Origin of the sequence: Enterobacter cloacae complex sp. Mu1197 (assembly GCF_040059225.1) — a bacterium.
GTDB lineage: Bacteria > Pseudomonadota > Gammaproteobacteria > Enterobacterales > Enterobacteriaceae > Enterobacter > Enterobacter quasiroggenkampii.
The window spans coordinates 2,490,392-2,516,657 of the sequence record NZ_CP157375.1 but is presented as its reverse complement, the minus strand read 5'-3'; the positions used below and the strand labels follow the sequence as shown (position 1 = coordinate 2,516,657).

Annotated in this window: 19 protein-coding genes and 1 pseudogene; 11 read left to right on the top strand and 9 right to left on the bottom strand. The window is 57.4% G+C overall.

What is annotated here, in order from left to right:
* Positions 1 to 32: 32 nt before the first annotated feature.
* Genes ABFV38_RS11895 through ABFV38_RS11885 form a run of 3 tightly spaced genes read right to left on the bottom strand, consistent with a single transcriptional unit; the run spans position 33 to position 6,542 of the window.
* Positions 33 to 2,210 (bottom strand): virulence factor SrfC family protein, encoded by a 2,178-nt coding sequence (locus ABFV38_RS11895; RefSeq protein ID WP_348957315.1) that lies wholly within the window; start codon positions 2,208 to 2,210, stop codon positions 33 to 35.
* A complete protein-coding gene (locus tag ABFV38_RS11890) occupies positions 2,207 to 5,188 on the bottom strand; it encodes a virulence factor SrfB (protein WP_348957314.1) in 2,982 nt (993 codons plus the stop codon). The genes ABFV38_RS11895 and ABFV38_RS11890 overlap by 4 nt, the downstream gene beginning before the upstream one ends.
* Before the next feature lie 4 nt (positions 5,189 to 5,192).
* Positions 5,193 to 6,542, bottom strand: a complete 1,350-nt coding sequence (locus ABFV38_RS11885; protein WP_055321421.1) for an SrfA family protein — start codon at positions 6,540 to 6,542, stop codon at positions 5,193 to 5,195.
* A 283-nt stretch (positions 6,543 to 6,825) separates the two neighbouring features.
* On the opposite strand from ABFV38_RS11885, the gene ABFV38_RS11880 reads away from it, so the two are divergent.
* Both ABFV38_RS11880 and ABFV38_RS11875 read left to right on the top strand, forming a co-directional pair.
* Positions 6,826 to 8,424, top strand: coding sequence for an ABC transporter substrate-binding protein (locus ABFV38_RS11880; RefSeq protein ID WP_348957313.1), 1,599 nt, complete (start codon positions 6,826 to 6,828; stop codon positions 8,422 to 8,424).
* A 100-nt stretch (positions 8,425 to 8,524) separates the two neighbouring features.
* On the top strand, positions 8,525 to 8,758 hold the full coding sequence (locus ABFV38_RS11875; protein WP_348957312.1) for a YdcY family protein: 234 nt from the start codon (positions 8,525 to 8,527) through the stop codon (positions 8,756 to 8,758).
* 3 nt (positions 8,759 to 8,761) lie between these two features.
* On the opposite strand, the gene ABFV38_RS11870 is transcribed toward ABFV38_RS11875, so the two are convergent.
* Together ABFV38_RS11870 and ABFV38_RS11865 are read right to left on the bottom strand one after the other, a co-directional pair.
* Positions 8,762 to 9,211, bottom strand: coding sequence for a DMT family transporter (locus ABFV38_RS11870; protein ID WP_348957311.1), 450 nt, complete (start codon positions 9,209 to 9,211; stop codon positions 8,762 to 8,764).
* Positions 9,208 to 9,726 carry an N-acetyltransferase family protein gene (locus tag ABFV38_RS11865; RefSeq protein WP_348957310.1) on the bottom strand — a complete coding sequence of 173 codons (519 nt, stop codon included), beginning with the start codon at positions 9,724 to 9,726 and terminating at the stop codon, positions 9,208 to 9,210. The genes ABFV38_RS11870 and ABFV38_RS11865 overlap by 4 nt, the downstream gene beginning before the upstream one ends.
* A gap of 148 nt (positions 9,727 to 9,874) precedes the next feature.
* Here ABFV38_RS11865 and ABFV38_RS11860 point away from each other — a divergent pair, with 148 nt between their 5' ends.
* From ABFV38_RS11860 to ABFV38_RS11850, 3 genes are all read left to right on the top strand, one after another.
* Positions 9,875 to 10,450, top strand: coding sequence for a helix-turn-helix domain-containing protein (locus tag ABFV38_RS11860; RefSeq protein ID WP_008501301.1), 576 nt, complete (start codon positions 9,875 to 9,877; stop codon positions 10,448 to 10,450).
* Positions 10,451 to 10,515: 65 nt separating this feature from the next.
* A complete protein-coding gene (locus ABFV38_RS11855; protein ID WP_348957309.1) occupies positions 10,516 to 11,556 on the top strand; it encodes an NADP-dependent oxidoreductase in 1,041 nt (346 codons plus the stop codon).
* A 257-nt stretch (positions 11,557 to 11,813) separates the two neighbouring features.
* Positions 11,814 to 12,482, top strand: a complete 669-nt coding sequence (locus tag ABFV38_RS11850; RefSeq protein ID WP_044596524.1) for a GntR family transcriptional regulator — start codon at positions 11,814 to 11,816, stop codon at positions 12,480 to 12,482.
* A gap of 120 nt (positions 12,483 to 12,602) precedes the next feature.
* Here the strand turns inward: ABFV38_RS11850 and pqqU are convergent, their stop codons facing one another.
* Positions 12,603 to 14,717, bottom strand: a complete 2,115-nt coding sequence (pqqU, locus tag ABFV38_RS11845) for a TonB-dependent receptor PqqU (protein WP_045908826.1) — start codon at positions 14,715 to 14,717, stop codon at positions 12,603 to 12,605.
* A 242-nt stretch (positions 14,718 to 14,959) separates the two neighbouring features.
* Between pqqU and ABFV38_RS11840 the strand changes: the two genes are divergently transcribed.
* The gene (locus ABFV38_RS11840; protein ID WP_048029833.1) at positions 14,960 to 16,021 is read left to right on the top strand and encodes a YncE family protein; all 1,062 of its coding nucleotides are present in this window, start codon (positions 14,960 to 14,962) and stop codon (positions 16,019 to 16,021) included.
* Between the two features lie 92 nt (positions 16,022 to 16,113).
* On the opposite strand, the gene ansP is transcribed toward ABFV38_RS11840, so the two are convergent.
* Positions 16,114 to 17,610: an L-asparagine permease gene (gene ansP, locus ABFV38_RS11835; RefSeq protein ID WP_023618706.1), complete on the bottom strand. Its 1,497-nt coding sequence runs from the start codon at positions 17,608 to 17,610 to the stop codon at positions 16,114 to 16,116.
* A 304-nt stretch (positions 17,611 to 17,914) separates the two neighbouring features.
* Positions 17,915 to 18,829, bottom strand: a complete 915-nt coding sequence (locus ABFV38_RS11830; protein WP_348957308.1) for a LysR family transcriptional regulator — start codon at positions 18,827 to 18,829, stop codon at positions 17,915 to 17,917.
* A gap of 108 nt (positions 18,830 to 18,937) precedes the next feature.
* On the opposite strand from ABFV38_RS11830, the gene ABFV38_RS11825 reads away from it, so the two are divergent.
* The gene (locus ABFV38_RS11825; protein WP_008501772.1) at positions 18,938 to 19,336 is read left to right on the top strand and encodes a cupin domain-containing protein; all 399 of its coding nucleotides are present in this window, start codon (positions 18,938 to 18,940) and stop codon (positions 19,334 to 19,336) included.
* Here ABFV38_RS11825 and ABFV38_RS11820 read toward each other — a convergent pair.
* Positions 19,333 to 20,868: a methyl-accepting chemotaxis protein gene (locus ABFV38_RS11820; RefSeq protein WP_348957307.1), complete on the bottom strand. Its 1,536-nt coding sequence runs from the start codon at positions 20,866 to 20,868 to the stop codon at positions 19,333 to 19,335. The genes ABFV38_RS11825 and ABFV38_RS11820 overlap by 4 nt on opposite strands.
* Positions 20,869 to 21,210: 342 nt before the next feature.
* Here ABFV38_RS11820 and ABFV38_RS11815 point away from each other — a divergent pair, with 342 nt between their 5' ends.
* From ABFV38_RS11815 to ABFV38_RS11800, 4 genes and pseudogenes are all read left to right on the top strand, one after another.
* Positions 21,211 to 21,750, top strand: coding sequence for an AAA family ATPase (locus ABFV38_RS11815; protein ID WP_348957306.1), 540 nt, complete (start codon positions 21,211 to 21,213; stop codon positions 21,748 to 21,750).
* Positions 21,751 to 21,860: 110 nt separating this feature from the next.
* The gene (locus tag ABFV38_RS11810; protein ID WP_348957305.1) at positions 21,861 to 22,862 is read left to right on the top strand and encodes an LLM class flavin-dependent oxidoreductase; all 1,002 of its coding nucleotides are present in this window, start codon (positions 21,861 to 21,863) and stop codon (positions 22,860 to 22,862) included.
* Positions 22,859 to 23,980, top strand: coding sequence for an amidohydrolase (locus tag ABFV38_RS11805; protein WP_045908821.1), 1,122 nt, complete (start codon positions 22,859 to 22,861; stop codon positions 23,978 to 23,980). Before ABFV38_RS11810 ends, ABFV38_RS11805 begins: the two co-directional genes overlap by 4 nt.
* Before the next feature lie 16 nt (positions 23,981 to 23,996).
* Positions 23,997 to 26,260, top strand: a pseudogene (locus tag ABFV38_RS11800) (NtaA/DmoA family FMN-dependent monooxygenase).
* Positions 26,261 to 26,266 lie beyond the last annotated feature (6 nt).

The following is a 26,266-nucleotide window of genomic DNA, read 5'->3' as shown; positions in this document are numbered from 1 at the left end:
GTAAGCGCAGCACCACCCGGCAAGAAGGGAGGTTACTTTATTAAAGCCCGAAGTGCCTGACGTGCGTCAGGCTGAACATCATGCGGGTGGTGGTAATCAATGTTCTCTATCGCGCGGCTATAGAGTGCGACCAGCCAGTCGTAAACATATGCGGTAGCCGCATGGACCGGCTGTTCTCCCAGGCGCGTCAGGCGAGGTTCGGCGCTGCTGACCACCGGCGTGACGAAGATGGCCTGACCCTTGCGGATGCGGCTTGCCGGACGCGTCGGCACGGGCGTCTGGTCGTAACCCAGCCAGCCAACGAAATTGCCCATCACGGCATGCAGTTGCGCAGCGCTACTTTTATCTGCTTCGACAATTCGCTGCAGCTGTTGAGGCAGATTCAGCCGGTAGCTGGTGACGACCAGCACATCCGCGATTTGCTGTAACACCTCAGGATCCAGCCCAAGACGGGCGGCGGTCGCCTCGTTGCGGCTCCACTGGCGCAGATGATTTATCCATACTCTGTGCGCCAGACGCGCTTTGTCTTTGGTCTGGAACAGGCCTGCGCTTTCCTGAGCATTATCGGCAAACAGGTCAATGGTATCCGTAAACAGCCCGTTAACCTGCTCCTCGCGCGGCTGCTGAACGGCCAGCAGCGTTTCAAAGGCCTTCAGCGGCGGCAGCAGGCCTTCAAGCAGCTCGCCGTGGCGGGCGGCACTGCTTTGCAGCATGCGCACCATGTTTTCTGCCTGAGCGCGTCGGGTACCCGGTTCCTCAACCAGCGGTGCCAGGTAGCTTTGCATCAGCGCCGAGAGCTCCTGATGCAGCGCATTTTTCAGCGTGCCGAGACGTTTCTGTCGCTGCGCGGGCAACGTGGCCTGAGACAGCCACTCAATGACGCGCTGCATGCTGTGGCTGTCCAGGGCCTGGAGGGTGCCCCAGCGCAAGCCTGGCTTTCCGAGCAGATGCTGTACGGCTTCGTCGAGGTTCTGCCGGGTAGTAAAGCGGGCGTCATGCGGGGTGATCGCCCACACCAGCCCCGGCAGGGCAGATTCTTCGGCAGGCTGCGTCTCCCTGACCCAGTTCATTAACACTTTTGCTTTTTTGGCCGTCTGTTCGTGCTGCGCCGTCGCGTTGCAAATGACCAGCACATCCGGCTGGAGCTGTTGGCGATAGTGCTCAAGCAGCCACTGGGATTTCGCCTGGCGTAGCGGATCGGCATGGCGTTCTTCAAACACCGGGATATCAATGATATCAACATTATCCAGTGCGCCGCTCTCAACCGGCAGCACCAGTTCGCGGGTCAGGAAGGCCAGCACATCGACCGGGAGGCTGATGGCGTTAAGCATTTCACCGTTGTTCAGCGGATGGAGAAGCGTCTCCTGTGCATGCTGAAGCGCTATCGAGCCGTCGTGCGTCAGGAACCCTTCACCCGGCAGCCCAAAGCTGTCCACCAGCAGGCTAAGGGGGGCCGCAAGCTCGATGGCATGGCTGGTCTGGTGCAGCACATGGGCCAGGTTTAACCACTGCTGGGTCAGTTCCTGCTGTTCGCCCCAGAGCAGCGACCAGACGCTGGCTCGCGTGCTGAGATCGAGTGAAGGCACCAGTTGGGCAAACTCATGCCACAGGGCATCATCAATTTGCTGTTTCGCTGCGGGTACCATGCTCTGCCAGAAGCGGGCAATTGCCCCCACTTCCTGAGCGGTGATGCCGGGCACGCCCTGCGGCTGGCGCAGTCCGCGCCATTTCTCCAGACGTGTCTCGATGACCGCCTTATCCACCGCGCGCATCTGCGGGTGCTGCGTCGTGCGGGCAATAAACAGCTGTACCAGCTCGGCCTCGGTGACCAGGCTCAGGCGCAGCGGAAACGCCTCGCCAAGCGCTTCCGGGGTTTCCCGGGTGAAGCGGACGGCCATATTGGTCAGGGCATGTCCTGGATTGATATGCGAAAAATAGTCAAAGGTGCGCTGGCCTGGCGTCACGTTCAGACGACCATTGCCGCTGCCGCACAGCGACAAGAGCAGGTGCGCTTTCGCGCTCTGCGAATGGCCGTAAAGCCCAATGCTGCTCTGGCGGGTCATGGCGCGTTCAATGGCCTGCTCCCGCGCCTGCACCGCGTTGATGCGAGCAAGCAGGGCGTCGGCATCGTTATCCAGCACAGGGGCGGTCAGGCGCGTCTCGTTAATCCACCCGATTAAGGCCTGAGTGGTGTTCGTGGTCGCTGTCATTTCAGGTATACGCTCCCGCTGTCGATCCAGTAGTGGCTACCGCTGTGTCGGCGATCGGCCAGGGTATTCAGTTTGAAAGTTAATGCGTCAGGCGCCACCGGCGTGCCGTCCTGCAGCCAGGCATCGCTCAGCTCGAAGGCCTCCGGACCTTCCTGCTTGCTGCCGCCGCAGAGCTTGAGCCGCACGTTCAGCACGCCGTCGCCGGCAATCGCTTTTGCCAGTTCGGCCGAGTTAATGCTGAGCGTGTAGAGCGGCGTGGCCGGCCAGCGCGCATTTGCCAGCTGACGGAAGCCGAGAGTCACGTTCCCGCGCAGCGGGAAGTGCAGACGTGCATCAAGCTTCGCGCCGGGTTTATCAAGATCGATATCCTGATACCAGACGTTTTCCTCGTGCAGGGTATTGACGGTGTTATCCAGCACGCCCAGATAGCGCACGGTGGAATACGCGCCAATGTCCGCGGCTTTAAAGTTGAAGCGCGGCAGACGCAGGTCAAGCGCCAGGCTGCAGAGCATGGCCCCCACGGCAGCGGTCGATTTCGGGTTGCCAATGCGCCCTTGCTGACTGAACGGATACCACTCATGTACCTGGTATTTATCCAGCCAGACGATGCGGTTGACCGGCACCGGCTGCAGGTGACGAATGAGCGCCTGAACCCCAGGCAGGCAGCCCGGGCGTCCGGTGATCAGCAGAATGTCGCAGCTGTAATGGGAGATCGCCTCACATACCGCGTGGAGCGGGGAGGCCAGCGTAAACTGCCCGGTCAGCATCGCATCCTGCATTTCGCGGAAATTCACATGCAGCGGCACGGCGAAAAGATCGAAAGCGTCTGAACCCGCAGGCAGGGCATGATCGATCGCCTGCTGCAGATAGTTCATCACGTTGCGGGTCGGCTTCTGCGGCAGCAGATCGCCAAAGGTGGCATGCAGACCGGCCAGCGGATCGTCAACGTCGCTGGATTCCCATCCGGCAAGAATGGCATGGCCAATCGGCATAAAGAGCTGCAGCGCCGTTTGCTGGCGCAGTACGGCCTGGGTATCAATGCGCCCGGAGTCACCGAACAGCGAGGCCATCAGCAGCGAGGCATCCGCGATACCGGATTTCTGCAGCTGCGTTTGCAGAGCGGGCAACACGTAGCGCTGAATCACGTCCAGAAGCGTATCGTCGCCCGCGACCTTAAACCCTTCGCGGAACAGCAGCTGCGGGGTGATTTTGACGTTATTGCCGGAACCGTCATCCAGCTGATAATGGGTGATCGCCATATCCGTTGTGCCGCCGCCGATGTCGATGGACGCGACGCGCAGCGCGCGCCCCGGCTGGCTGCCCGGCTCAGGTTCACGGTCCGGACGGGCAAGGGAGGCGAAGAAGGCTTCGGTCTGGCCGCCAAAGCGGGAGATGGCTTCGTTATACAGCCAGACCAGCTGACCGCAGCTGGCTTCATCCCACTCCATCTGGATTTCAGGTACCGGCACCACGCTTTTTTCCTGCTGTTTGCGGGTGACAAAATCCTCATCCTGCGGGTGCCATCCCATCGCTTTCCAGACAATCGCGATGGCTTCAAACATGCGGCGACGGAAGATCTCGCGCTCCTGCTTTGGCATGGCGGAGGGCAGCGTCAGGATCAGCGTGCGCAGCTGGCGCGGCGAGGCAGGGAAGCCCAGACGCAGGCGCGTGGCGACGCTGTTGATCTGCCCCAGCGCCTGTGCCAGCAGCTCGCACAGCATATGGGTCATCAGGGTGCTGCGGCTGTATTGCGGCGAGAAGACCGGCAGGCGCTCGTCCTGCGGCAGCGTGAAGAGCGGCTCGCCGTCATCGTTCATCAGGTTCATCAGCGGGAACGCGGTGGCAAGCGGTTCACGCTGGGTCTTGCTGTTCATCTGGCTAAAGCGCCAGTCCTGCACGACCGGGGTTTCATCCCACAGGTAGCGACGCGGGCTGGAGATACCGCTGTTGCCTTCGGTTCCCAGACGCTGCATCGCCAGCTTGCGGGCCTCATCGCCGACGCGGACAATCGACGGCCAGACAAACGCGTCTTCGCGACCGCTTTCCACCGAGAAGTGCTGCTTGCCAAAACGCGCTTCTGAAAACTCGAGACGGCTGGTGAACAGCGGCTCGTTCAGGAACTGCGGCTCGCTGAGCGAGCGAACCTGCAGCTCGGCGGTCTGACGCAGCCCATCGTTCGCATCGCCGTGGTCTTCAATAATGACGCCGCAGGTGTGGGTGTTACCCACGTCAAGGATCAGGTCAACCGGAATGGCTGGCGTGCTGAGCGTATGGGTGACAAATTTCACTTCCGGTACGGTGAGCTGTTCACCGAGCATAGTCAGCAGGTTAAGCCAGTGGGCCTGATATTCAAAACTGCGCATCGCCTGCTGCAGGTCGCGTTCAGAGCGGTTCTCAACGCCGTCGGCATACTGGGTAAACGCCTCGCGCAGCCAGCCGTCAATCCAGGTCTGATCGAGGAAACTGTCTACCTCGTTATCGCGCCACGCCAGCGCGAAGCGGGTCCCGTTCAGAATATCGTTTTCCACCGGAGAGAGCGCGGACGTGGCATGGTCGGCAATCTGGCTGTCAAGCGCGAGCGTGACGCGGTGTGTATTGCCTGCCGTGTCCGGGGTTTCAAGCTTGCGCACCTGAACGCGCGCCCAGTTATCCGGCCCTTCAACAAAAGTCCGTGGTGGGTTGAAGCGCAGGAACGGAACCGGAAGCCAGACGCCATCCAGTACCGCCAGCGACTGATGCAGCGGGATAGTGGTTTCCGGTTTGACCACTTCAGGCTGCCCGCCGTTCATGCCGGGCAGGGTATAGCGACCGTTGACCAGGTCGAAATCGAGGCGCAATAGCGGGCCGTTCGCGGTTTTACGTACGAAGCGCCCGTTGCTGGCGGAGTCCTGCGGCGTCAGACCGAAATCGAGGAACTGCACGCCGCTGTTGGCAATAAGCGTGACGCTTTGTTTATAGTCGCAAAGATTTACCAGCATAGGATCAGGCACCTGCTTTCTTGAACGTCAGTGGGACGACGGTGTTGGCATCATAACGGGCGCGACATTCTGCGATATCGCTGGTGCCTGCTTTACAGGCAATTTCCGGCATCGGGTAGCGGGAACCGTCGGTGCAGCGGGCAGTGCCGCGACTCTTAATCATCAGCTCGCCATTGCTGTGCAGCCCGGAGAAGACCTCCGCGCGGCAGACAATGTTGTCGCCATGGACAACGCGGGCGAAACCTTTATTGTTCTGGATCTGATAGCGCAGCGACGGCGGCTTGCCGGTAACCGGATCTTTCACATCGAGGATGGCGCGCCAGGTGCCGTTCAGGAAACGCGTCGATCCCGCTTTTACCTGATTCGCTTCCATCACCATGGCGTCTTTTGGGATGGCGACAATCACCACCGGAGCGGGCTGTGGCGCAGGAGCGGCCGGAGCGGCTTCTTTTTCTTTGCTGGCCACGACCTCCGCCTGATGCAGCGGTAGCTTCATCGCCAGCGGCTCAACCGCTTTGATCGGTTTTGGCGCAATCTCCACAGGTTCAGGTGTGGGAGCCGGGGCGGGCTCAGCGGAAGGTGCCTGTTTTGGCCACAGCAGCGGGGCGGCAATGGCAGCGACGATCACGGCGGCAACCGGCAGGGTCCACAGGGGAACGCGGCGCTTTTTCACGACGTTCGCCGGAGCAGGCGCCTGAACAGGTTGTGCAACGGCGGGGGCCGGTTCGGGCTCATACAGCTCCTCCGGCGTAATACGCACCACCGTGGAAGGGGCGATCAGCGGCTCGTCAGCATGCTCAAAGGTCATCACCGGCTCTGGCTCAGGCTCGGGTTCAGGATCGTCAATCACAACGGGGGCTGGCTCAGGGATCAGCGATTCACGCAGGCAGTCGAGGACATCGTCGCGCGCGTTCTCGTTCAGGTTTACAAACCCCCAGAAGCTAATGACCGGCTTTCCGTCCACCAGGAAGAGGAAGTTTTCGCCCGGAAACTGAAACGCCTTTGACAGCAGAGAGCCAAAAAGCTGTTGCGCGGTTTTAGGCGACTGCAGGCATTTCTTGCTTAATGACTCGACGCTGGCGAGCGTGTTTTCCAGATAGCGCAGGGCGCGATAGCGATCATCTTCATCGGCCGCTTTCCAGCTGATTACGCTCCCTTCAACCGGGGAATACCAGTCCACGCGGTCGCCGCTGTCGTTAACCTGAGGAATCGCCAGACAGTCGACGATGGCCTGTTGTTTGCGCAAACGGAGCGCTTCCCGGATTTGCAACGCTGATTCGAAAACGGCTTGTCCGCCGCCGCCAACGGCCTGAAAATCATCCAGATTACCGCTGCGTAAAAGAGTTTTTGCCACGATTTGATCCCATATACTTCTTCACACCATTACTTTAACGAAACGAGGAAGCAACCAAACGGAGGAAGAGACGCTAAAAGCGCCGATTTCTTGCGGCATAGAAAGTGACGGTTGTGCTTGACGAATAATGGCACTTAAGGCAAATCATCTTTTTGAGCGCTGGCGGTTAAAACAGCAAAAAACGCGGCTTTAGAATAACCTGATAGTGTTTCGTTATTTGCCAGGTCAAAACGCCTGTGCTGTTATTACTGTCCTATATAATAAAACTGTCAGGGTTATAACCATGTCTACAGGGAAAACACTGCTCGCCCTTGCGCTGAGCGCGCTGTTACCAGCCGGTGCCGCATGGGCGGCAAATAACGACACCCTTATTTACTGTTCAGAAGCCTCCCCCGAGTCCTTCAACCCACAAATCGCCAGTTCTGGCCCGTCTTTTGTGGCCAGCTCTCAGGTGCTGTATAACCGTCTGATCAATTTCGACCCGGTGAAAAACACCCCGGTGCCGTCGCTGGCTGAGTCCTGGACGATTTCGCCGAACGGCAAGACCTATACCTTTGCCCTGCGTAAAGGGGTGAAGTTCAACAGCAACAAATACTTCAAACCGACGCGCGATTTTAATGCCGATGACGTTATTTTCTCGGTCATGCGTCAGAAAGACCCTAAACACCCGTACCACAACGTGTCGCAGGGCAACTACGAGTACTTTAATGATGTCGGTCTCGATAAGCTGATCCAGGACGTTAAAAAGGTCGATGATTACCATGTCCAGTTCACCCTCAGCGAACCCAACGCCGCGTTTCTGGCCGACTGGGGAATGGATTTCGCCTCGATTCTCTCCGCTGAATACGCCGACGCAATGCTGAAAAAAGGTACGCCTGAGAACGTGGACACCTGGCCGATTGGCACCGGGCCTTACGTGCTGCAGCAGTACAAAGTGGATTCGCTGATCCGCTACGTCGCGAACCCGAACTACTGGGAAGGCGAGGTGCCGACGAAGCATCTCATTTTCTCCATTACGCCAAACGTGGAAACCCGCCTGGCGAAGCTGCAGACCAACGAGTGCCAGATCATTCCTGCGCCATCCCCGGTTCAGTTTGACGCCATCAAAAACAACAAAGACCTGACGCTGCACTCGGTCGATGCGCTGAACGTCGGTTATCTGGCGTTTAATACCGAGAAAAAACCGTTTGATAACGTGCTGGTGCGTCAGGCGCTCAACTACGCGACCGACAAGAAGGCCATCGTTAATGCGGTCTTTATGGGGTCGGGCACGGTGGCAAAATCGCCGATCCCGCCAAATATGCTGGGCTTCAATAAAGACCTGAAGGACTACAGCTACGATCCTGAAAAAGCGAAAGCCCTGCTGAAGCAGGCGGGTCTGGAGAAGGGCGCGGAAGTCACGCTGTGGTCAATGCCGGTTCAGCGTCCGTATAACCCGAACTCGCGTCGTATCGCGGAGATGATCCAGAGCGACTGGGCAAAAGTCGGCGTGAAGGCCAAAATTGTCTCCTACGAGTGGGGCGAATATCTCTCCGGAATGCGTAAAGGCGAACATGACTCCGCGCTGTTTGGCTGGATGTCCGACAACGGCGACCCGGACAACTTTGCCGATGTGCTGCTCGGCTGCAACAGCATTAAAACCGGCTCAAACGCCGCGCGCTGGTGCGATAAGGGGTATGATGGTCTGGTGCAAAAAGCGAAGCTGACCAGCAGCCCGGCTGAGCGCGCCAAGCTCTATGGCCAGGCGCAGGAGATCTTCTACCAGCAGGCGCCGTGGATCGCGCTGGCCAACGGGAAAACGTTCTACGCGACCCGCAGCAATGTGACCGGGTACAGCGTAAGCCTGATGGGCAGCGATTTCTCGAAAGCGAAGCTGAACTAAGCCTTTTTAGCCGGGTGGCGGCTACGCCTTACCCGGCCTACATTTGGCACCCGTAGGCCCGGTAAGCGTAGCGCCACCGGGCACATAACAAGGAGTGACAATGTCACATTTAAACGAAGTTATTGCCCGCGTCGATGCCGCTATCGAAGAGAGCGTCATTACCCACATGAACGAGCTGCTGATTGAATTAAGCGATGATGCAGAGCTTAACCGTGAAGATCGCTACACCCAGCAGCAGCGTCTGCGCACCGCGATTTCGCACCACGGTAAGCAGCATAAAGAGGAGATGGACGCGCGTGAGGAACAGCTGACGAAAGGCGGCACCATACTGTAACCCTCAAAACTGGCGTCGCGCCACCAGCCAGGCCCCGACCACCAGCATCACCGCGCCGCACACCGGGCCGATCAGGGCGCGCAGCGGGATGCCATGGCTCCTCAGCGCGTCCAGCACCAGCCCGCCAATCAGCTGGCTTGCGACCAGCACGGCGATGGTCGTCGCCGCGCCAACATTCTGATAGCCGCTGATGCTGGCAAACACGAAAAACGATCCCAGCAGCCCCGGGATAAGCGTCCACCAGCGCACCGTCGCGGCCAGCTCGCTGAATCCGGCCACGCCCTGTTTCAGCAGCAGAATACTGACAAACAGCACGATGCCGACCAGCGAATTCAGCAGCATCGCGATAAGAATGGTGGAGGAGGACTGGGTGATACGCACCATCAGGGTGTTTTGCACCACCAGACCGATGCCCGCCGCGACCAGAAACGCCAGCGTCAGTGACTGATTCATGGGATCGCGTCCGGATCGCTGCGCTCGTCCAGCTGCAGCTGCATAAAGGTTAAGTCCAGCCAGCGGCCAAACTTGGTTCCCACCTGCGGCATTTGTCCGGTCGTCACAAAGCCGAGCGTTTCATGGAGATGAATCGAGGCATGGTTTTGCGCTTCAATGCCGGCCACCATCACGTGTTTCCCGATGGCGCGGGCCTCGTTAATCAGCGCCTTCATCAGCGTGCGGCCAATCCCTTTGCCCTGATGGGCCGGGTGGACATAGACCGAGTGCTCAACCGTATGACGGAAGCCGTCAAAGGCGCGCCAGTCGCCGAAAGAGGCGTAGCCGGTGATTACGCCGTCCTCTTCACTTACCAGAACCGGGTAGCCCGCAAGCGAGCGCGCCTCAAACCAGGCGATTCGGTTATCGGTATCGACGGTTTTATCGTTCCAGATCGCGGCAGTGTGCAGCACCGCGTTGTTGTAAATCTCGCCTATCGCAGCGCAGTCTTCTTTGCAGGCATGACGAACGATCATGATGAAGCCTCTGTGTGTTGTTCACTATAGTATTACGTTATCGCTACGATATTACACAACTGTATCGCCCGATCGCTACGGCATAAGCCATATTTTTTTGTTATCAAAAGCCCATTGAAATGCCGTTCATACACTATAGTATGACGTCATGAACACCATAACAGACACAATGAATCAACGGATTAGCGCAAGAATTCGCCTTGAACGCGAGTCTCGCGGATGGTCCTTGAGTGAGCTGGCGGACCGGGCAGGGGTCTCCCGCGCCATGATCCATAAGATAGAGCGCGGGGACAGTAGCCCGACAGCCACCTTGCTTGCCCGCCTGTCGGGCGCGTTTGGCATCAGCATGTCAACGTTGATTGCCCGGGCCGAAATGCAGGAGGGTAAGCTGCTGCGCCTGGCAAACCAGCCCGTCTGGCGCGATCCGCAGACGCACTACCTCCGCCGCCATGTTTCTCCCCGTACCGATCTGCCCATCGACCTGGTTCAGGTGGAACTGCCTGCGGGAAGCGACGTTCCGATGCCGGCTTCTTCTTACGCGCTGGCGCGTCAGCTTATCTGGCTGCAGTCCGGTGAGCTGGTGTTTCAGGAGGGCGACACCCGCCACGAGATGCACGCCGGAGACTGTCTTGAGCTGGGGCCGCCTAATGACTGCCGGTTCATCAACGAGACGAATGAAACCTGCATCTATCTGGTTGTACGCCTCAACCAGTCTGGCTCGTAATGCTAATGCGATAACGCTGAACGTGAGCCAGGCTGTAATGACATTTGTACCAGAAGGAGATCCTGATGAATCACTCTGTTTCGCATAACCGCCGCTGGGTGCTGGCCTCTCGTCCACAGGGCGCACCGGTCGCGGAAAATTTTCGTCTGGAAACGCAGCCTGTTCCGGAACCGGGTGCGGGGCAGCTTCTGCTTCGTACCGTCTGGCTGTCGCTGGATCCTTATATGCGGGGTCGCATGAGCGACGCGCCATCCTATTCACCGCCGGTTGAGATCGGTGCGGTGATGGTGGGGGGAACGGTCAGCCGCGTTGAGCAGTCAAACCATCCCGACTTCAAAGCCGGTGAATGGGTGCTGGGCTACAGCGGCTGGCAGGAGTATGAACTTTCGGACGGCAGCGGCCTGGTGAAGCTGGGCGACAATCCGTCTCATCCTTCCTGGTCGCTGGGCGTACTGGGCATGCCGGGCTTTACCGCCTATATGGTGCTGCTGGATATCGGGCAACCGAAAGCGGGTGAAACGCTGGTGGTGGCTGCGGCGACCGGTCCGGTTGGCGCGACAGTAGGGCAGATCGGCAAAATCAAAGGCTGCCGGGTGGTCGGCGTGGCCGGTGGCCCAGAGAAATGCCGTCATGCCGTTGAGGTTCTCGGCTTTGACCTATGTCTGGATCACCATGCGGCGGATTTTGCCGACCAGCTGAAACACGCCTGTCCGAACGGTATTGATGTCTATTATGAAAACGTCGGCGGGAAAGTGTTTGATGCCGTGCTGCCCCTGCTGAACACCTCCGCGCGCGTGCCGGTGTGTGGCCTGGTGAGCGGCTATAACGCGACGGGCCTGCCTGACGGGCCGGACCGCCTGCCGCTCCTGATGGCGACCCTTCTCAAGAAACGCATTCGTATGCAGGGTTTTATTATCGGCCAGGATTATGGACACCGCATTCATGAGTTCCAGGAAGAGATGGGGCGCTGGGTGCAGGAGGGGAAAATCCACTATCGCGAACAGGTGACGGACGGGCTGGAAAACGCTCCCGAGGCGCTGATTGGCCTGCTGGAAGGACGAAACTTCGGCAAAGTCGTGATTCGCGTCGCGAGTGACAATAAATAAAGCGCACAATGGCGGGGTTTCCCGCCATATTTATTTGTGAAGATACGATATATTGTCTTTAATTACTGGACACGGTTTTTCGCGCCATCATCCCGGATGAGCCCGAAAACGATAAAAAAAATGATGTTTGCTTTTTTTTTGCTGTTTTACGTACTTCCCACCACCAGGCATGACGATACAGGATATATCGTACCGGCGCCGTTTTATTAAAACTGGCGTTTAAAAATAGCATTAAGTTTTAGCTACAGGAATTCCACATGCTTGATTTGGATCACTTAGAAAAAGCCCAAAGGGTTAGCCTTACCATGCAGGTTGAACACAGTTTGAAAGGGGCGTTAATTACAGGCTCCCTCAAACCAGGAGCACGACTGATTACGAAAGAGATTGCTGATAAATTAGGCACCAGTATTACGCCGGTTCGCGAAGCGCTGCTGCGCCTGGTCTCCTCAGGCGCGCTTCACGCCACGCCAGCGCAGGCTTTTCTGGTCCCTGAGGTGACGCTGGAACGTTATAACGAGATTAACGCCATCCGAAAACAGCTTGAGCCAATGGCGGTTGCCGCAGCATGCCAGAATATGTCAGACGGCAAGCTGGAGGCGTTGCGCAAAATGTCAGAGGCCTTCCATGAGGCCATGCGCAATGGAAACGTTCAGCAGGCCTTGCATGCGAATCGTGTCTTCAGGTTTACGCTTTATCAGTATGCGGAAATGCCGACGCTTAATGCCTTAATTGAACAGCTATGGGTCCGCATCGGCCCCTGTATGAACTATCTGCACCAGGAGCTTAGCGACATCAAAACGGCAACATATCACTATGACGAGCTTCTTTCAGCCCTTGAGCGGAGAGATGTGGAGGCCAGCCAAAAGGCCATTGATAAGTTGATTGATGAAGCGGATTCTCTTTTACAGCGACAATATTTTAACTGAGAGATTATTTATCAGAGCGACTATATACCGCCGCTAATTATTTATCCGGTGAATAACTCCTGATGGCTTATTGCCATCAGGAGGGTTATTTCATTTATAAAATAAACTTTTCTTTTTTGCTTACTCGAAGCGATAAGAGACCGACAGCCCGACGCCATAGTTACGGCCTGGTGCAGGCTCGTAATAACGACCGTTGGACTCGTTGACAATAACCGATCCCGCGTACTCTTTATCGAACAGGTTATCGACGCGGCCAAAGACGTCCATTCCCCAGTTGCCGTAGTTAAACTTATACCCGGTATTCAGCCCGACTACCGTATAAGACGGCGCTTTCGCGGTGTTTTCGTCGTCGGCCATAATATCGCTCATGTAACGCACGTCCGTGCCCGCGTACCAGCCTTCCTCCGGCTGCCAGCCAAACGAAGCGAAGCCCATGTTGCGCGCAATCCCCGGCATACGGTTACCGTTACAGTCTGCGTCGCTGCAGACGTTAGTCCGGTAGGTGGCATCCAGATACGTCCACGCCATCTTAAGCTTCCAGTTCTCCGCGAACTGCTGATCCAGGGAAACTTCCACACCCTGACGGCGGGTTTTCCCGGCATTTTTATAGGTTGTGCGGCCGCCGGAACTGGAGTCCACCACGATCTCATCGTCCGTATCGGTGCGGAACAACGCCGCCGTCAGCAGACCGTTGCCGATTCGGGTTTTGCTGCCCACTTCATACGTGTTATTCGTGGATGGCTTCAGGCCAATATTCAGACCGCCCTGATTATCGGCACGATAGGAGAGTTCGTTGATGGTTGGCGTTTCAAACCCACGCCCTGCGGCAGCGTAGAGGTTCCACCCGTCAGTCACCGCATACTTCACGGCGCCCGCCGGGAGCCATTTGTGATAGCTCGCGTCACCGCTGTCATCGCCGTTGCCCGGCGTAACGTAATGGTCATTGGAATCAAACCAGACCGAACTGTAGCGAACACCCGCATCGACAGAGAGTTTCTGCGTCAGCTGCCAGCTGCTCTGCAGATAAGGATCGACGTTCCACATCAGGTTGCGTTCGTCGCGACGTTTATCGCCTTTGACGCCGTAATCCGGCACGCCATTGCTCATCACGAAGTTCTCGTAGCCGCGACGATCTTCACTCAGGTTTTCGTAGTTCAGACCGGTGGTAAAGGTCACCGGCACCAGCAGCTCGCCGCGGTGCGTCCAGCGGGTATCCACGCCCTGATAGTGGCGTTGCATATCAATCACCCCGCCGGAGTGAGTGGCTTTTAGCTGCGGCTGATACGGAATCGACTGGTACTGCGTCATTTCACGCTCGCCGGCGTACATCATCACGCTCAGGTCATCCTGGGTGCTGAGCTGGCGATCGTAGCGCAGACCGGCCTGGGTCTGCTTGATGGTCTTGCGGGTGTTGTACTGATCGCCGCGCGGCGACTGGCGCGGGTTGTCCCGCCACTCCTGATAATTCAGTCCACCCGGATCGTTGGCCTTCATGTCCACGCTGTTGAAGATCAGCGTCAGCTTGCTGACGTCATCAATACGCACGCCCAGCTTCGCGTTGGCAAGATTCTTCCGCGCGCCGCTGTGGTCGCGGTAGCCTTTGGTCGTGAAACGGGTGGTGGAAACGGTGTAATCCACATCGCCCGCGTGGGTGCCATCACCCATCGCGCCGGTGGCTTTCATGCCATAGCGCCAGGTACCGTAGCTGCCGTAATAGCTGCTCGCTTCAATAGTCGGCGGCTGCTGACCGGTCTGGGTGTTGATGTTAATCACGCCGCCAGAGGCGTTGCCGTACAGGGCGGAGAAGGGGCCGCGCAGCACTTCAACGCTCTCCACGCTGGAGAGGTCGATGTTGGAGGTCTGACCCTGTCCGTCCGGCATGGTGGCTGGAATACCGTCGACGTACATACGGATACCGCGCACTCCGAAGGTTGAGCGAGCGCCAAACCCGCGCATCGACAGCTGGAGATCCTGGGCGTAGTTCTGACGGTTCTGGATTTGCAGTCCCGGGACGCTGCCAAGGGATTCAGACAGGTTGATGCGGGGTGCAGCCTGGCGCATATCATCGCCATTGACGACGCTGACCGCTGCCGGGGTATCGAGTTCCGATACGGTTTGCGGCGTGGCGCTGACGATCATGGTCTGTTCCTCTGCGCTCATGGCGGTGAGTGGCGCAAAAATAACAGGAACCAGCAGCAGCGGGAGAGAAGCCTTACGGGCAGAAATGATTTTCATGAATAAAACCGGTTGTGGTATGTAAACGAACCAAATGGAACATGTCCATACATGTTAAAGGTTTTGTAAATGTTTTGAAAACTATAACCGCACATTGCGTTAATGAAAGACGAGAAGGGAAAGAAAAACTCCACATTCCTCTGATTAATGATTACTATTCTCATTATCAAAAGGCAATGCCATGACGTTGTCTGCCGGAAGTGATGTCAGCCCAAACCCCACTTTTCAGAAAAGGAATTGTTATGTCTTTACGTCATCTGTGCTCGCCGCGTCTGAGCCTGTCACTGCTGTCTGCCACTTTACTGCTTGCCGGGACGTTCCAGGTGCATGCCGCCGAAGAGGTGCTGCGTAAAGCGGTGGGCAAAGGGGCGTATGAAATGGCCGTGAGCCAGCAGGAGAATGCGCTGTGGGTGGCGACCTCGCAAAGCCGTAAAACCGACAAGGGCGGGGTTGTTTACCGTCTTGATCCGGTCACGCTGGACGTGACGCAGGCGATCCATAGCGATCTCAAACCCTTTGGTGCCACCTTTGACAACGCGACCCAAACGCTGTGGTTCGGTAATACGATCAACGGCGCGGTAACCGCGATTGATGCAAAAACGGGTGACGTAAAAGGGCGACTGGTACTGGACGGGCGTCAACGCAGCGAAACCGTCAAACCGCTGCAGCCGCGCCAGCTGGTGGCGGATGACGCAAGCAACACGATTTACATCACTGGTGTCGGTAAAGAGAGCGTGATTTGGGTGGTGGATGGCGCCACGCTGAAGCTGAAAGAGACCATTGCCAATACCGGTACTTACAGCACTGGCCTGGCGCTGGATGCGCAGGCGAAACGTCTGTACACCACGAATGCGGATGGCGAGCTGTTAACCATTGATACGGCAACGAACAAAATCCTGAGCCGTAAAAAAGTGCAGGATGACGGGAAAGAGCACTTCTACCTGAACCTGAGCCTTGATACAGCGGGTCAGCGCGCGTTCCTGACCGATTCAAAACAGCCGGAAGTGCTGGTGGTGAGCCTGAAAGACGGCAGCGTGATCGCGAAAATCGCCGCGCCGGAATCCCTGGCGGTCCTGTTTAACCCGGCCCGCAATGAAGCCTACGTGACGCACCGTGAAGCCGGCAAGGTGAGCGTGATTGATGGGAAAACGTATAAGGTGACTAAAACGTTCGACACGCCGGTCTACCCGAACAGCCTGGCGCTCTCTGCGGATGGCAAAACCCTGTACGTGACGGTGAAACAAAAATCCACCCGCCAGCAGGAAGCCACCCAGCCTGACGATGTCATTCGTATCGCGCTGTAAGATGGGAATTGCCCGGTGGCGCTGCGCTTACCGGGCCTACAAAATAATGAAATGTAGGCCGGGTAAGGCGAAGCCGCCACCCGGCTTTTTTATTAACGCGAGGTTTCTTCCACCAGCGGCGCGTCGTGTTTTTCATCATCAGGATGAACAGGCGCGGTGCTGTGAATTTCATGAACGCGTTTACGCACGCCGAACCAGCCCGCAATCAGCAGCACGGCCAGCAGCGGAATGGTCGCGATGGTGTAGGTGCCGTTCGGGTAGTCGAACGCCATCAGCACCAGCACGCTGAACAGGAAGAGCAGGGTGAGCCAGGACGTTACCGGCGCGCCAGGCAGCTTGAAGCTGACGTCAGCGGCTTTGCCTTCTTTAATCGCCTTGCGCAGACGCATCTGGCAGACCACGATAAAGCCCCAGGATGCGATAATCCCGAGTGCAGCCACGTTCAGAACGATTTCGAACACCTGAGACGGAACGAGGTAGTTCAGGAACACGCCGAAGACATAGACCACCAGCGTCGCCAGAATACCGGCGTACGGCACGTGCTGCTTGCTCATCCTGGACATGAACTTCGGTGCAGAACCGCCCATCGACATGGAGCGCAGGATACGACCGGTCGAGTAGAGGCCGGAGTTCAGGCTTGAGAGCGCCGCCGTCAGCACCACGATGTTCATGATGCTGCCCACGTAAGGCACGCCCAGCTTAGAGAAGAAGGTCACGAACGGACTCTGGCCCGCCTGGTAGGCGTTCCACGGCAGCAGCAGCACCAGCAGCACCACGGAACCGACGTAGAAGAGACCGATACGCCAGATCACGCTGTTGATGGCTTTTGGCACCATCGTCTGCGGATCTTTACATTCACCTGCTGCGGTACCCACCAGCTCGATGGAGGCGAAGGCGAACACGACGCCCTGAACCAGAACCAGCGCAGGCAGCAGACCATGCGGGAAGAATCCGCCGTTATCGGTTATCAGGTGGAAGCCGGTGGCATTGCCATCCAGCGGCTTACCGCTGCCGAGGAAGACGGTACCCACGACCAGGAACACCACGATGGCCAGCACTTTAACCAGCGCAAACCAGAACTCCATCTCCGCGAACCACTTCACGCCGATCATGTTCATGGTGCCGACAATCGCCAGCGCGCCAAGCGCAAAGACCCACTGCGGCACATCGCCAAACGCGCCCCAGTAGTGCATATACAGCGCAACGGCAGTGATATCGACGATACCGGTCATCGCCCAGTTGACGAAGTACATCCAGCCCGCGACGTAAGCGGCTTTTTCACCGAGGAATTCACGGGCGTAAGAGACGAAGCTGCCGCTGGAAGGGCGATGCAGTACCAGTTCGCCCAGTGCACGAAGAATGAAGAAAGAGAAGATCCCGCACACCAGATAGACCAGGGCGAGAGCCGGGCCAGCCATCTGCAGGCGTGCACCAGCACCTAAAAACAGACCCGTTCCGATAGCGCCGCCGATGGCGATCATTTGAACCTGACGGTTGCCCATCGCTTTGTGGTAGCCCTCTTCGTGGGAGTTCAACCAGCGACGTTTAGCAGCATGATGATCGGCTGCGCTTTTATTGCTTGTTTTCATTGAGTTACCTGTTTGCCTGTCTGAACCATTATCGTGATAGTCCTGCCTGGCAGAGCGCAATACAAACGATTGCTTCTGCGCAAACACATGTCGCCTTCCCAGTCATTCTGCGTATGGATAAGGCGAAACATGGCGAGGCATCCTACCTGCAATTCATAAGCGACGCAAAATATAACCGTGCCGAAAGTGATGCGCGTCGAAGGAAATCGTGTGGTCAGAGCAGACGGGGATCACAACACGCTGAAACGTGATGAGTTTTTAGTCAAAACAATGGTGGGGTTGATTATTTAATCATCAGATTCTCTTAATTATTACCAGATGGTATAAATTTTTGCTGCTGCAGGGCATCCAGAAGTAACCTGAACGCGGTTGTGTGCTGCCGACGGCTCGGATAATAGAGGTGATATCCTTCAAACGTGGGGCACCACGATTCAAGGACCCTGACCAGCCGTCCCTGATTCAGAGCGTCCAGAACCGAGGACTCGGGCACGTAGGCTAATCCGAGACCATTCTCCGCGGCGTCGATGCGCTGCGACAGGTTATTCAGCGTAAGCTGTCCGTTAACCCGCACGCGAAGCTCGCGCCCGTCGCGCTCAAATTCCCAGTCATACAATCCCCCTCGGGTGGGCAGGCGGAGATTGATACAGCGGTGTTCACCCAGCTGCTCCGGCACGAGCGGCACGCCAAAACGAGCCAGGTAATCCGGGGAGCCGACGACCGCCATGCGCATGTCCGGCGCAATCCGCACCGCAATCATGTCTTTTGCCACCTGTTCACCCAGGCGAACCCCCGCGTCGAAGCGGCCATCTACGATATCTGTCAGGCCATTGTCGACCGTCACTTCGACGTTAATGTCAGGATACTGCAGCATAAAAGGCTTCAGTACCGGCCAGAGCACGGCGTCCATCGCGTGCTCGCCGGCGACGAGGCGGATAGCGCCTGCGGGTTTGTCGCGGGTGCTGCGAAGCGCCGTGAGTTCCTGTTCGATCTCCAGCAGATGCGGGCTGAGGCGCGAAAAAAGCTGCTCACCCGCGGGTGTCGGAACCACGCTGCGGGTTGTGCGGGTTAACAGGCGAACGTCTAGTCGCGCCTCAAGCTTGCGCATCGCATGGCTCAGTGCCGATTGCGAGACGCCCAGCTGCGCCGCTGCGCGCGTAAAGCTGCGCTCGCGGGCCACCACCATAAAGGAGAGCAGATCGTTGAAATTATCTTTTAGCATCGCGGTTCTATTTATGAGTTTCAGTCATGTGTCCTATCTGATTATGCACCCTAATGCTGCGGAGTGCTTTGCGCTACTGTTAACGCAACAGTCAACGAGGAGCAAAAGATGAAAATTATCCGCAGCGGTTCATTACCGTCAGTACGAGGACCGGAAGCCTGGTTTACCGGGGCTGTTCGGATTGACGCGCCCTTTCAGGCGACCGAACCTGCCAGCGTCGGCGGGGCAACCGTAACCTTTGAGCCGGGCGCGCGCACGGCCTGGCATACGCATCCCCTGGGACAAACGCTGATTGTGACGCAGGGTCGCGGCTGGTTACAGGAGTGGGGCAAAGAGGCGGAAATCCTGAATCAGGGCGATATCGCCTGGATCCCACCCGGCGTGAAGCACTGGCACGGCGCAAGTGCGCAAACGGCGATGACGCATCTTGCCATCGCCGAAGCGGTAAACGGCAGCCCGGTAACATGGCTGGAAAAAGTGACCGACGAGCAGTACCCGAACGGCTAACCGCCAAAAACGGCAATCGCCTGCTGCAGGCGCGTCGTCCGCTGCGTCAGGTGATTCGCGGCGTGAGTGACGTTATCCACCATCCCCGTATTGCTCTGGGTCATTGCGCCGATACGGGAGAGGGAGGCGTTAATCAGCGTCAGCGCCTGAGTTTGCTCCTGCGTGGCGAGGCCAATCTCCTTAATCAAGGTGGAAACCTGCAGAACATGGTCGATCATGACCGTCAGCTGTGATTCGGTTTGTACCACCTTCTCCACGCCAGCGTTGACGCTGGCAACGTTTTTCTCGATCAGCGCTTTGATCTCTTTCGCCGCCGTCGCGGAGTGCTGCGCAAGATTGCGCACCTCAGCTGCGACCACGGCAAAGCCGCGGCCGGCTTCACCGGCGCGCGCCGCTTCCACGGCGGCATTCAGCGCAAGAATATTGGTCTGGAAGGCAATACGATCGATAACGCTGATAATATCGACGATCTGGCCGTTATCCTGCGAAACGGACTGCATCATACCGATGGTCTCTTTCATCATCGCTTCGCCGCAGTGGGCGCTGTCGCGGGTTCGATCCGCCATCTGAATCGCCTCGTTTGCGGTTTCGGCCGTCTGCTTTACGGCGCTGGCGATCTCTTCCACTGCAGATGCGGTTTGCTGCAAGAAATCTGCGGTTTCTTCAGAGCGCGTCTGCAGCGCCGCACCTTCTTTCGCGACCTGCTGGCTGATGGTGCCAATACCGCTGATTTGCGCCCCGACATCGTCAACCAGTGAATTCAGGTTTAAACCAGACTGATTCACCAGGCGCATCATCAGCCCGATATCATCGATCCTGTCAAAATGGTAATAGTCCGTTTTACGTCCTGAAACCACGCGCTGCATCTGTTGAACAATGGATTTTACCGGCCGGGCGATCTGCGCATGAAGATAACAGGACAGCGCAGAAAAAAGCAGCACCAGAGTGGTGGCCTGAACGAGACGATCGCGGAATAAATACATCGCCAGGCAGGAAAGTATCGCTGTCGCAGTAATACCAAGCTGAATTCGTTTTCCGGTACTGAGACATTTAAAGAGCGATAAAAAGGAAAATAAACCGCGCCGAACAAACAGTCCTTTATAAAAACGGTACTGTTTTAATTCATTATTACGTACTTTTGCATACAGCTTTTCACTGGCCGCGATCTCCTCCCGTGAGGGGATATTGCGCACCGAAATATAGCCGGTCAGGGATTCCCCCTGCCAGACCGGCGTCACGTTGGCACGCACCCAGTAGTGATCGCCATTATGACGACGATTCTTCACCAGCCCTGTCCAGGTCTCACCCTGCTGGAGGGTAAACCACATGTCGCCAAACGCTTCGGCAGGCATGTCGGGATGGCGGATGAGGTTATGCGGCTCACCCAGAAGATGCTCTTCTTTATATCCGCTGGCTTCTATAAAAGCGGAGTTGGCATAAGTTATATGACTTTTTGTATCGGTGGTGGACATTAACGTCGAACCAGCGTTAAGTAAATACTCGTTTTGTGTAACGGGGGTGTTACGCCTCATGAGTAACTCCATGATGTTGTGCAAGAATAAAAAATCCGGAAAGCGCTCCGGCAAGATAAAAGTGATTATTTTTAATAACGGTCTGTGCATATTCTCGCTGAAATTGAGATCCTCCGAAATACCCGGCATTCATTATTTTTAATATGTTAATGTTGTCGAATGTAATAAAATTGAAAATATTTTAGTGGGTGTTATTTTGAATCGATTTAAATAAATGACATAAGCCAAACTGCAAGAGGGAGATCGCCTCCCTGAAGAAATTGTCATGCTGAAATAGCGTTTCGTTAACAGAATGAAAACGCTATGATTTAGTCTCATTTTCGTGAATACAGGGAGGCTGAGGTGAAAATTAACGTCATAGGAACCAGCGGAAGTGGAAAAAGCACGCTGGCGAAGCAGATTGCGACCGAACTGGCTATTCCCTGTATCGAGATGGACAGACTCTACTGGCAGGCTGACTGGCAGGGCACACCGGACGACGAGTTTCAGGCAAAGCTGGCGCAGGCGCTACAGGCTTCGCCTGACTGGGTACTGGACGGTAACTACAACCGCACGCGGCCTGTGAAATGGCGCGATGTCGATGTGGTGGTGTGGGTGGATTACGGGTTTATCCGCACCCTCTGGCAGGCCGTCACGCGAGCAATAAAGCGGGCCTGGCATAAGCACGAACTCTGGCCGGGAACGGGGAATAAAGAGAGTTTCCGGCGCGCGTTCTTCAGCAGAGAATCCATTATCATCTGGACGATGAAAACCTGGCGTAACAACCGTACGCGCTATGAAGCCGATCTGCAAAACCCGCAATATAGCCATATTCGCTTCGTCCGCATTACCCGTCGGGAGCAGGTGGAATCGCTGATTGCCTCCTTAAAGTCTTATTCTTAGCAGGGTTTTATATATCTGTTTTCCGGCAAACTAAATGTAAATTAATTGTTTCTCAGTGGTGAAATGCGCCTTTAATAATGTCGACATGTTAAGTCAAACGAGAACGCAACATGTCATGGCGAATCAGCATTCTGGATAAAAGCCCCATCGCTGAAAACGAAACGGCTGCCGATGCACTGGCGCGTACCCTGGCGCTGGCGCAGCAGGCAGAAAATCTGGGCTATCACCGCTTCTGGATTGCCGAACACCACAACACCCCACAGCTTGCCAGCCCTTCGCCGGAGCTGCTGATTGCCTGGATCCTCGGGCAAACCACGCGCATTCGCGTCGGGTCCGGCGGCGTAATGCTTCAGCACTACAGCCCCTATAAAGTCGCCGAGAACTTCAACGTGCTGGCCGCGCTGGCGCCTGGCCGCGTCGATCTCGGCGTCGGGAAAGCCCCCGGCGGATTACCGCTCTCAACCCGCGCGCTGCAGCAGGGCCTGAATCAACAGGAAAAGGGCAGCTTTGCCGAACAACTGGCCCAGCTCGACCGCTGGATCCGTCCTGAGCATCACGCTATTGAAGAGGCCGTCCGCGCCACGCCGCTGCCGCCGTTGCCTGCGGAGGGTTTCCTGCTGGGCGCGAGTACCGAAAGCGCGCTGCTGGCCGCCAGGCTCGACTGGCACTTTGTGTTTGCCGCACACCTGAACGGTGACCCGGACCTGCTGCGCGAGGTGGTATCGACCTGGCGTGAGAACAGCGCGCGGGATGTGATAGTGGCGGTGCAGGCGATTGTCGCGCCGACGCAGGCTGAGGCAGACGCGCTGGCGCAGAAGGTCGAAGTGTGGGGCGTTGAGCTGGCAAACGGGCAGCGTGTCACCGTGGCCAGCGAAGAGCAGGCCTACGCGTTTGCACGCCAGGCGGGCAGTGAGCCGGTGCGCATTGCACGTCGGGCGCAGTCGCTGCTGGCGGGCACCGCTAAGTCGGTAGTGGAACAGCTCAACGCGCTGCATCAGCAGTGGGGCATTGACGAATTTATCATCGACACGCCGGTAGCGGAGGGGGCTACGCGCGTCGCGTCGCTGCGTCTGCTTGCCGGGGCGCGTCTTAACAAGGAGGTCACCGTATGAGCTTTGGCGAACAACTGATTGCCTGGCGCCGCGAACTGCACCAGAACCCGGAACTGTCCGGCCAGGAAGTCGAAACTACCGCGCGCCTGCGCCAGTGGCTGACCAACGCCGGGATCACCCCACAGCCTTACGACCTGTCGACCGGGCTGGTGGCGGAAATCGGAACGGGCAGCAGGCTGGTTGCGCTGCGCGCCGACATTGACGCGCTGCCGATCGAGGAGCGCAGCGGCGTGCCGTTTAGCTCACAGCATGCAGGGGTGATGCACGCCTGCGGACACGATATTCACACCAGCGTCATCCTTGGTGCCGCGTTAAAGCTGAAAGAACGGGAGGCCTCGCTTAACGGCCGGGTGCGTATCCTGTTTCAGCCTGCTGAAGAGAACTTTGGCGGTGCGAAGAGCATGGTGCGCGCCGGTGCCCTGCGCGATGTCAGCGCGATTTTCGGTATGCACAACGAGCCCGGCCTGCCGGTCGGTGAGTTCGCCACCCGCGGCGGGCCGTTCTACGCCAACGTTGACCGCTTCGTGATCCGCATTACCGGCAAAGGCGCGCACGCCGCACGTCCTCATGAAGGCAACGACGCGATTGTGCTGGCGAGCCAGTTGGTAACGGCGCTGCAAAGCGTCGCCAGCCGCAACGTCAACACGCTGGATTCCGTGGTGCTGAGCGTGACACGTATTGCGGGCGGCAACACCTGGAACGTGCTGCCGGAAAGCGTCGAGCTGGAAGGCACGCTTCGAACCCATCGCACGGAAGTGCAGCAGAATGTGAAAGCCCGCGTGGGTGAAATTGCCGCCGGTTTTGCCAGCGCCTTCAGCGCGCAGATTGATATCACCTGGTATGCCGGGCCTACCGCGCTGGTGAATGACGAGCGCTGGGCTGATTTTGCCACCTCGGTCGCGCGTGAGGCCGGATATGAAACCCGGCACGCGGAACTGCATATGGGCGGGGAGGATTTTGCGGTCTATTTGCAGTCTGTTCCCGGCGCGTTTGTCAGCATTGGCAGCAACAGTCCGTTTGGTTTACATCACCCGGCCTTTAACCCGGATGAAGCACTGATTGAGCCCGCCGCCCGCTATTTTGCACAGCTTGCGGAAAAAGCCCTGCAACACGTTTAATTCAGGAGAGGTAAATATGTCTGCAACCCGACAACTGCGGCTGGGCACCATTCTGCATGGTGCATCCGGGAATATGTCCGCCTGGCGCCATCCTGCAGCGATCGCCGATGCCAGTATTAATTTCGACTTTGTGAAAGCGACGGCGTTAAAGGCCGAGGAAGGGAAGCTCGATTTTCTCTTTGTGGCCGATGGCCTCTATATTAACGAGAAATCGATCCCCCATTTTCTGAATCGTTTTGAACCGTTAACCGTGCTTTCCGCACTGGCCAGCATCACCTCGCGCCTGGGGCTGGTGGGAACCTTATCCACCTCCTACAGCGAGCCCTTCACCACGGCGCGCCAGTTCGCGAGCCTCGATCACCTGAGCAACGGCCGCGCGGGCTGGAACGTGGTGACCTCGCCGCTGGAAGGGTCAGCAAAGAACTTTTCCCGTGAAAAACACCCCGAGCATGCGCTGCGCTACCGGATTGCCGATGAATATCTCGACGTGGTGAAAGGGCTGTGGGATTCCTGGGAAGAGGACGCGTTTATTCGTAACAAAGAGAGCGGCCAGTTTTTTGACCCGGCGAAACTGCATACGCTCGATCACCACGGAGACTTCTTCCAGGTCGCCGGTCCGCTGAATATTGGCCGCACGCCGCAGGGTCGCCCGATTGTCTTTCAGGCCGGGGCGTCGGACGACGGGAAAAAGCTGGCGGCGAAACATGCCGACGCCATTTTCACCCACCACGAGACGCTCGATGAGGCAAAAGCCTTTTACCGCGACGTAAAACAGCAGCTGGAAACAAACGGCCGCCGCGCGTCGGATCTCCATATTTTCCAGGGCGTCAGCGTGATTGTGGGGAAAGATGCCGATGATGTGGAAAACCAGTACCAGACCACGGCGGCGCTGGTGTCGATTAATGACGCCCTCAATTACCTCGGGCGTTATTTTGAACATCACGACTTCAGCCAGTATCCGCTCGACGAGCCGTTCCCGGATATCGGCGACTTAGGCAAAAACAGCTTCCGCAGCACCACCGATGAAATCAAGCGTAACGCCCGCGAACGCAACTTAACCCTGCGTCAGGTGGCGCTGGAGGCCGCTTCGCCGCGCCCGCGCTTTTCCGGCACGCCGGAGGAGGTGGCAGACGGTCTTCAGGCCTGGTTTGAAGGCTATGCCGCAGACGGCTTCATTATTCAGGGCGGCACGCCGGACACCTTCCCGCGCTTTGTTGACCAGGTAGTGCCCATTCTTCAGGCCCGCGGCCTGTTCCGTACCGACTACCCGGGCACCACGCTGCGCGAAAGCCTTGGCTTAGACCAACCGAAAAACCAGTACACACAACAATAAAAGAGAACCCCGCTATGCAGAAATCATCGCTTATTCTGGCGCTTGCGCTGGCCTTTACCCCTGCCGTCTGGGCAGAGAATGTGAATATTAACGGCACCGGTGTGAGCATCGAGGCCAATAAAACCCCGATTAACACCGCGAAAAATAGCGAGGCGGTAGCGCAGCTGCCGAAAGACTATCGCTTTGCCGTGCCCGGGAAATTTACCGTTGCGGTGGCGGGACTCAACCAGCCGCCGCTGACGGTCTTCTCCGACGACAACAAAACGCTGCTGGGAAGCGAAGTTGACGTCGCGCGTCTGGTCGCCGACAGCCTCGGACTGGAGCTCAACGTGGTGCCCACCTCCTGGGAGGACTGGCCGCTGGGTGTGGCGTCCGGGAAATACGATGCCGCCATCAGCAACATCACCGTCACCAAAGAACGCAAACAGAAGTTTGATTTTGCTACCTATCGTAAGGATTCCCTCGGCTTTTACGTGAAATCCACCAGCCCGATTACGTCGCTGCAGAAGGCGGAAGACATCGCGGGGCTGAAGATTATCGTCGGCTCCGGCACCAACCAGGAGGCCATCCTGCTGGCATGGAATGCCGAAAACCTGAAGAAGGGACTGAAGCCCTTTACCCCGATCTACACCAAAGACGATGCGGCCCAAACCCTGGCGCTGCAGTCCGGGCGCGCGGATGCCTACTTTGGCCCGAACGTGATTGGCGCATGGAAAGCGGCGCTGAACGGGAAAACCAAACTGGTGGGCAGCGTCGACGGCGGCTGGCCGAAGGCGGCACACATCGCGGTGACGCTGAAAAAAGGCAGCGGACTGGTTGAGCCGGTGCAAACCGCGCTGAACGGCGTCATCAAAAACGGCGATTACGACAAAGTGCTGAACCGCTGGGGAGAAGGGGTTGAGCGCATTCCTCAGTCCGAAGTGAACCCGGCTGGCCTGGGCGATTAAGGAGAC

Bases quoted from the DNA above. Each gene is read 5' to 3' on its own strand.
- ABFV38_RS11860 (WP_008501301.1), top strand. From the start codon at position 9,875: ATGAACACCATAACAGACACAATGAATCAACGGATTAGCGCAAGAATT.
- ABFV38_RS11890 (WP_348957314.1), bottom strand. From the start codon at position 5,188: ATGCTGGTAAATCTTTGCGACTATAAACAAAGCGTCACGCTTATTGCC.
- ABFV38_RS11830 (WP_348957308.1), bottom strand. From the start codon at position 18,829: ATGCTAAAAGATAATTTCAACGATCTGCTCTCCTTTATGGTGGTGGCC.
- pqqU (WP_045908826.1), bottom strand. From the start codon at position 14,717: ATGAAAATCATTTCTGCCCGTAAGGCTTCTCTCCCGCTGCTGCTGGTT.
- ABFV38_RS11805 (WP_045908821.1), top strand. From the start codon at position 22,859: ATGAGCTTTGGCGAACAACTGATTGCCTGGCGCCGCGAACTGCACCAG.
- ansP (WP_023618706.1), bottom strand. From the start codon at position 17,610: ATGAAAACAAGCAATAAAAGCGCAGCCGATCATCATGCTGCTAAACGT.
- ABFV38_RS11880 (WP_348957313.1), top strand. From the start codon at position 6,826: ATGTCTACAGGGAAAACACTGCTCGCCCTTGCGCTGAGCGCGCTGTTA.
- ABFV38_RS11875 (WP_348957312.1), top strand. From the start codon at position 8,525: ATGTCACATTTAAACGAAGTTATTGCCCGCGTCGATGCCGCTATCGAA.
- ABFV38_RS11850 (WP_044596524.1), top strand. From the start codon at position 11,814: ATGCTTGATTTGGATCACTTAGAAAAAGCCCAAAGGGTTAGCCTTACC.
- ABFV38_RS11825 (WP_008501772.1), top strand. From the start codon at position 18,938: ATGAAAATTATCCGCAGCGGTTCATTACCGTCAGTACGAGGACCGGAA.
- ABFV38_RS11840 (WP_048029833.1), top strand. From the start codon at position 14,960: ATGTCTTTACGTCATCTGTGCTCGCCGCGTCTGAGCCTGTCACTGCTG.
- ABFV38_RS11895 (WP_348957315.1), bottom strand. From the start codon at position 2,210: ATGACAGCGACCACGAACACCACTCAGGCCTTAATCGGGTGGATTAAC.
- ABFV38_RS11810 (WP_348957305.1), top strand. From the start codon at position 21,861: ATGTCATGGCGAATCAGCATTCTGGATAAAAGCCCCATCGCTGAAAAC.
- ABFV38_RS11820 (WP_348957307.1), bottom strand. From the start codon at position 20,868: ATGAGGCGTAACACCCCCGTTACACAAAACGAGTATTTACTTAACGCT.
- ABFV38_RS11855 (WP_348957309.1), top strand. From the start codon at position 10,516: ATGAATCACTCTGTTTCGCATAACCGCCGCTGGGTGCTGGCCTCTCGT.
- ABFV38_RS11865 (WP_348957310.1), bottom strand. From the start codon at position 9,726: ATGATCGTTCGTCATGCCTGCAAAGAAGACTGCGCTGCGATAGGCGAG.
- ABFV38_RS11870 (WP_348957311.1), bottom strand. From the start codon at position 9,211: ATGAATCAGTCACTGACGCTGGCGTTTCTGGTCGCGGCGGGCATCGGT.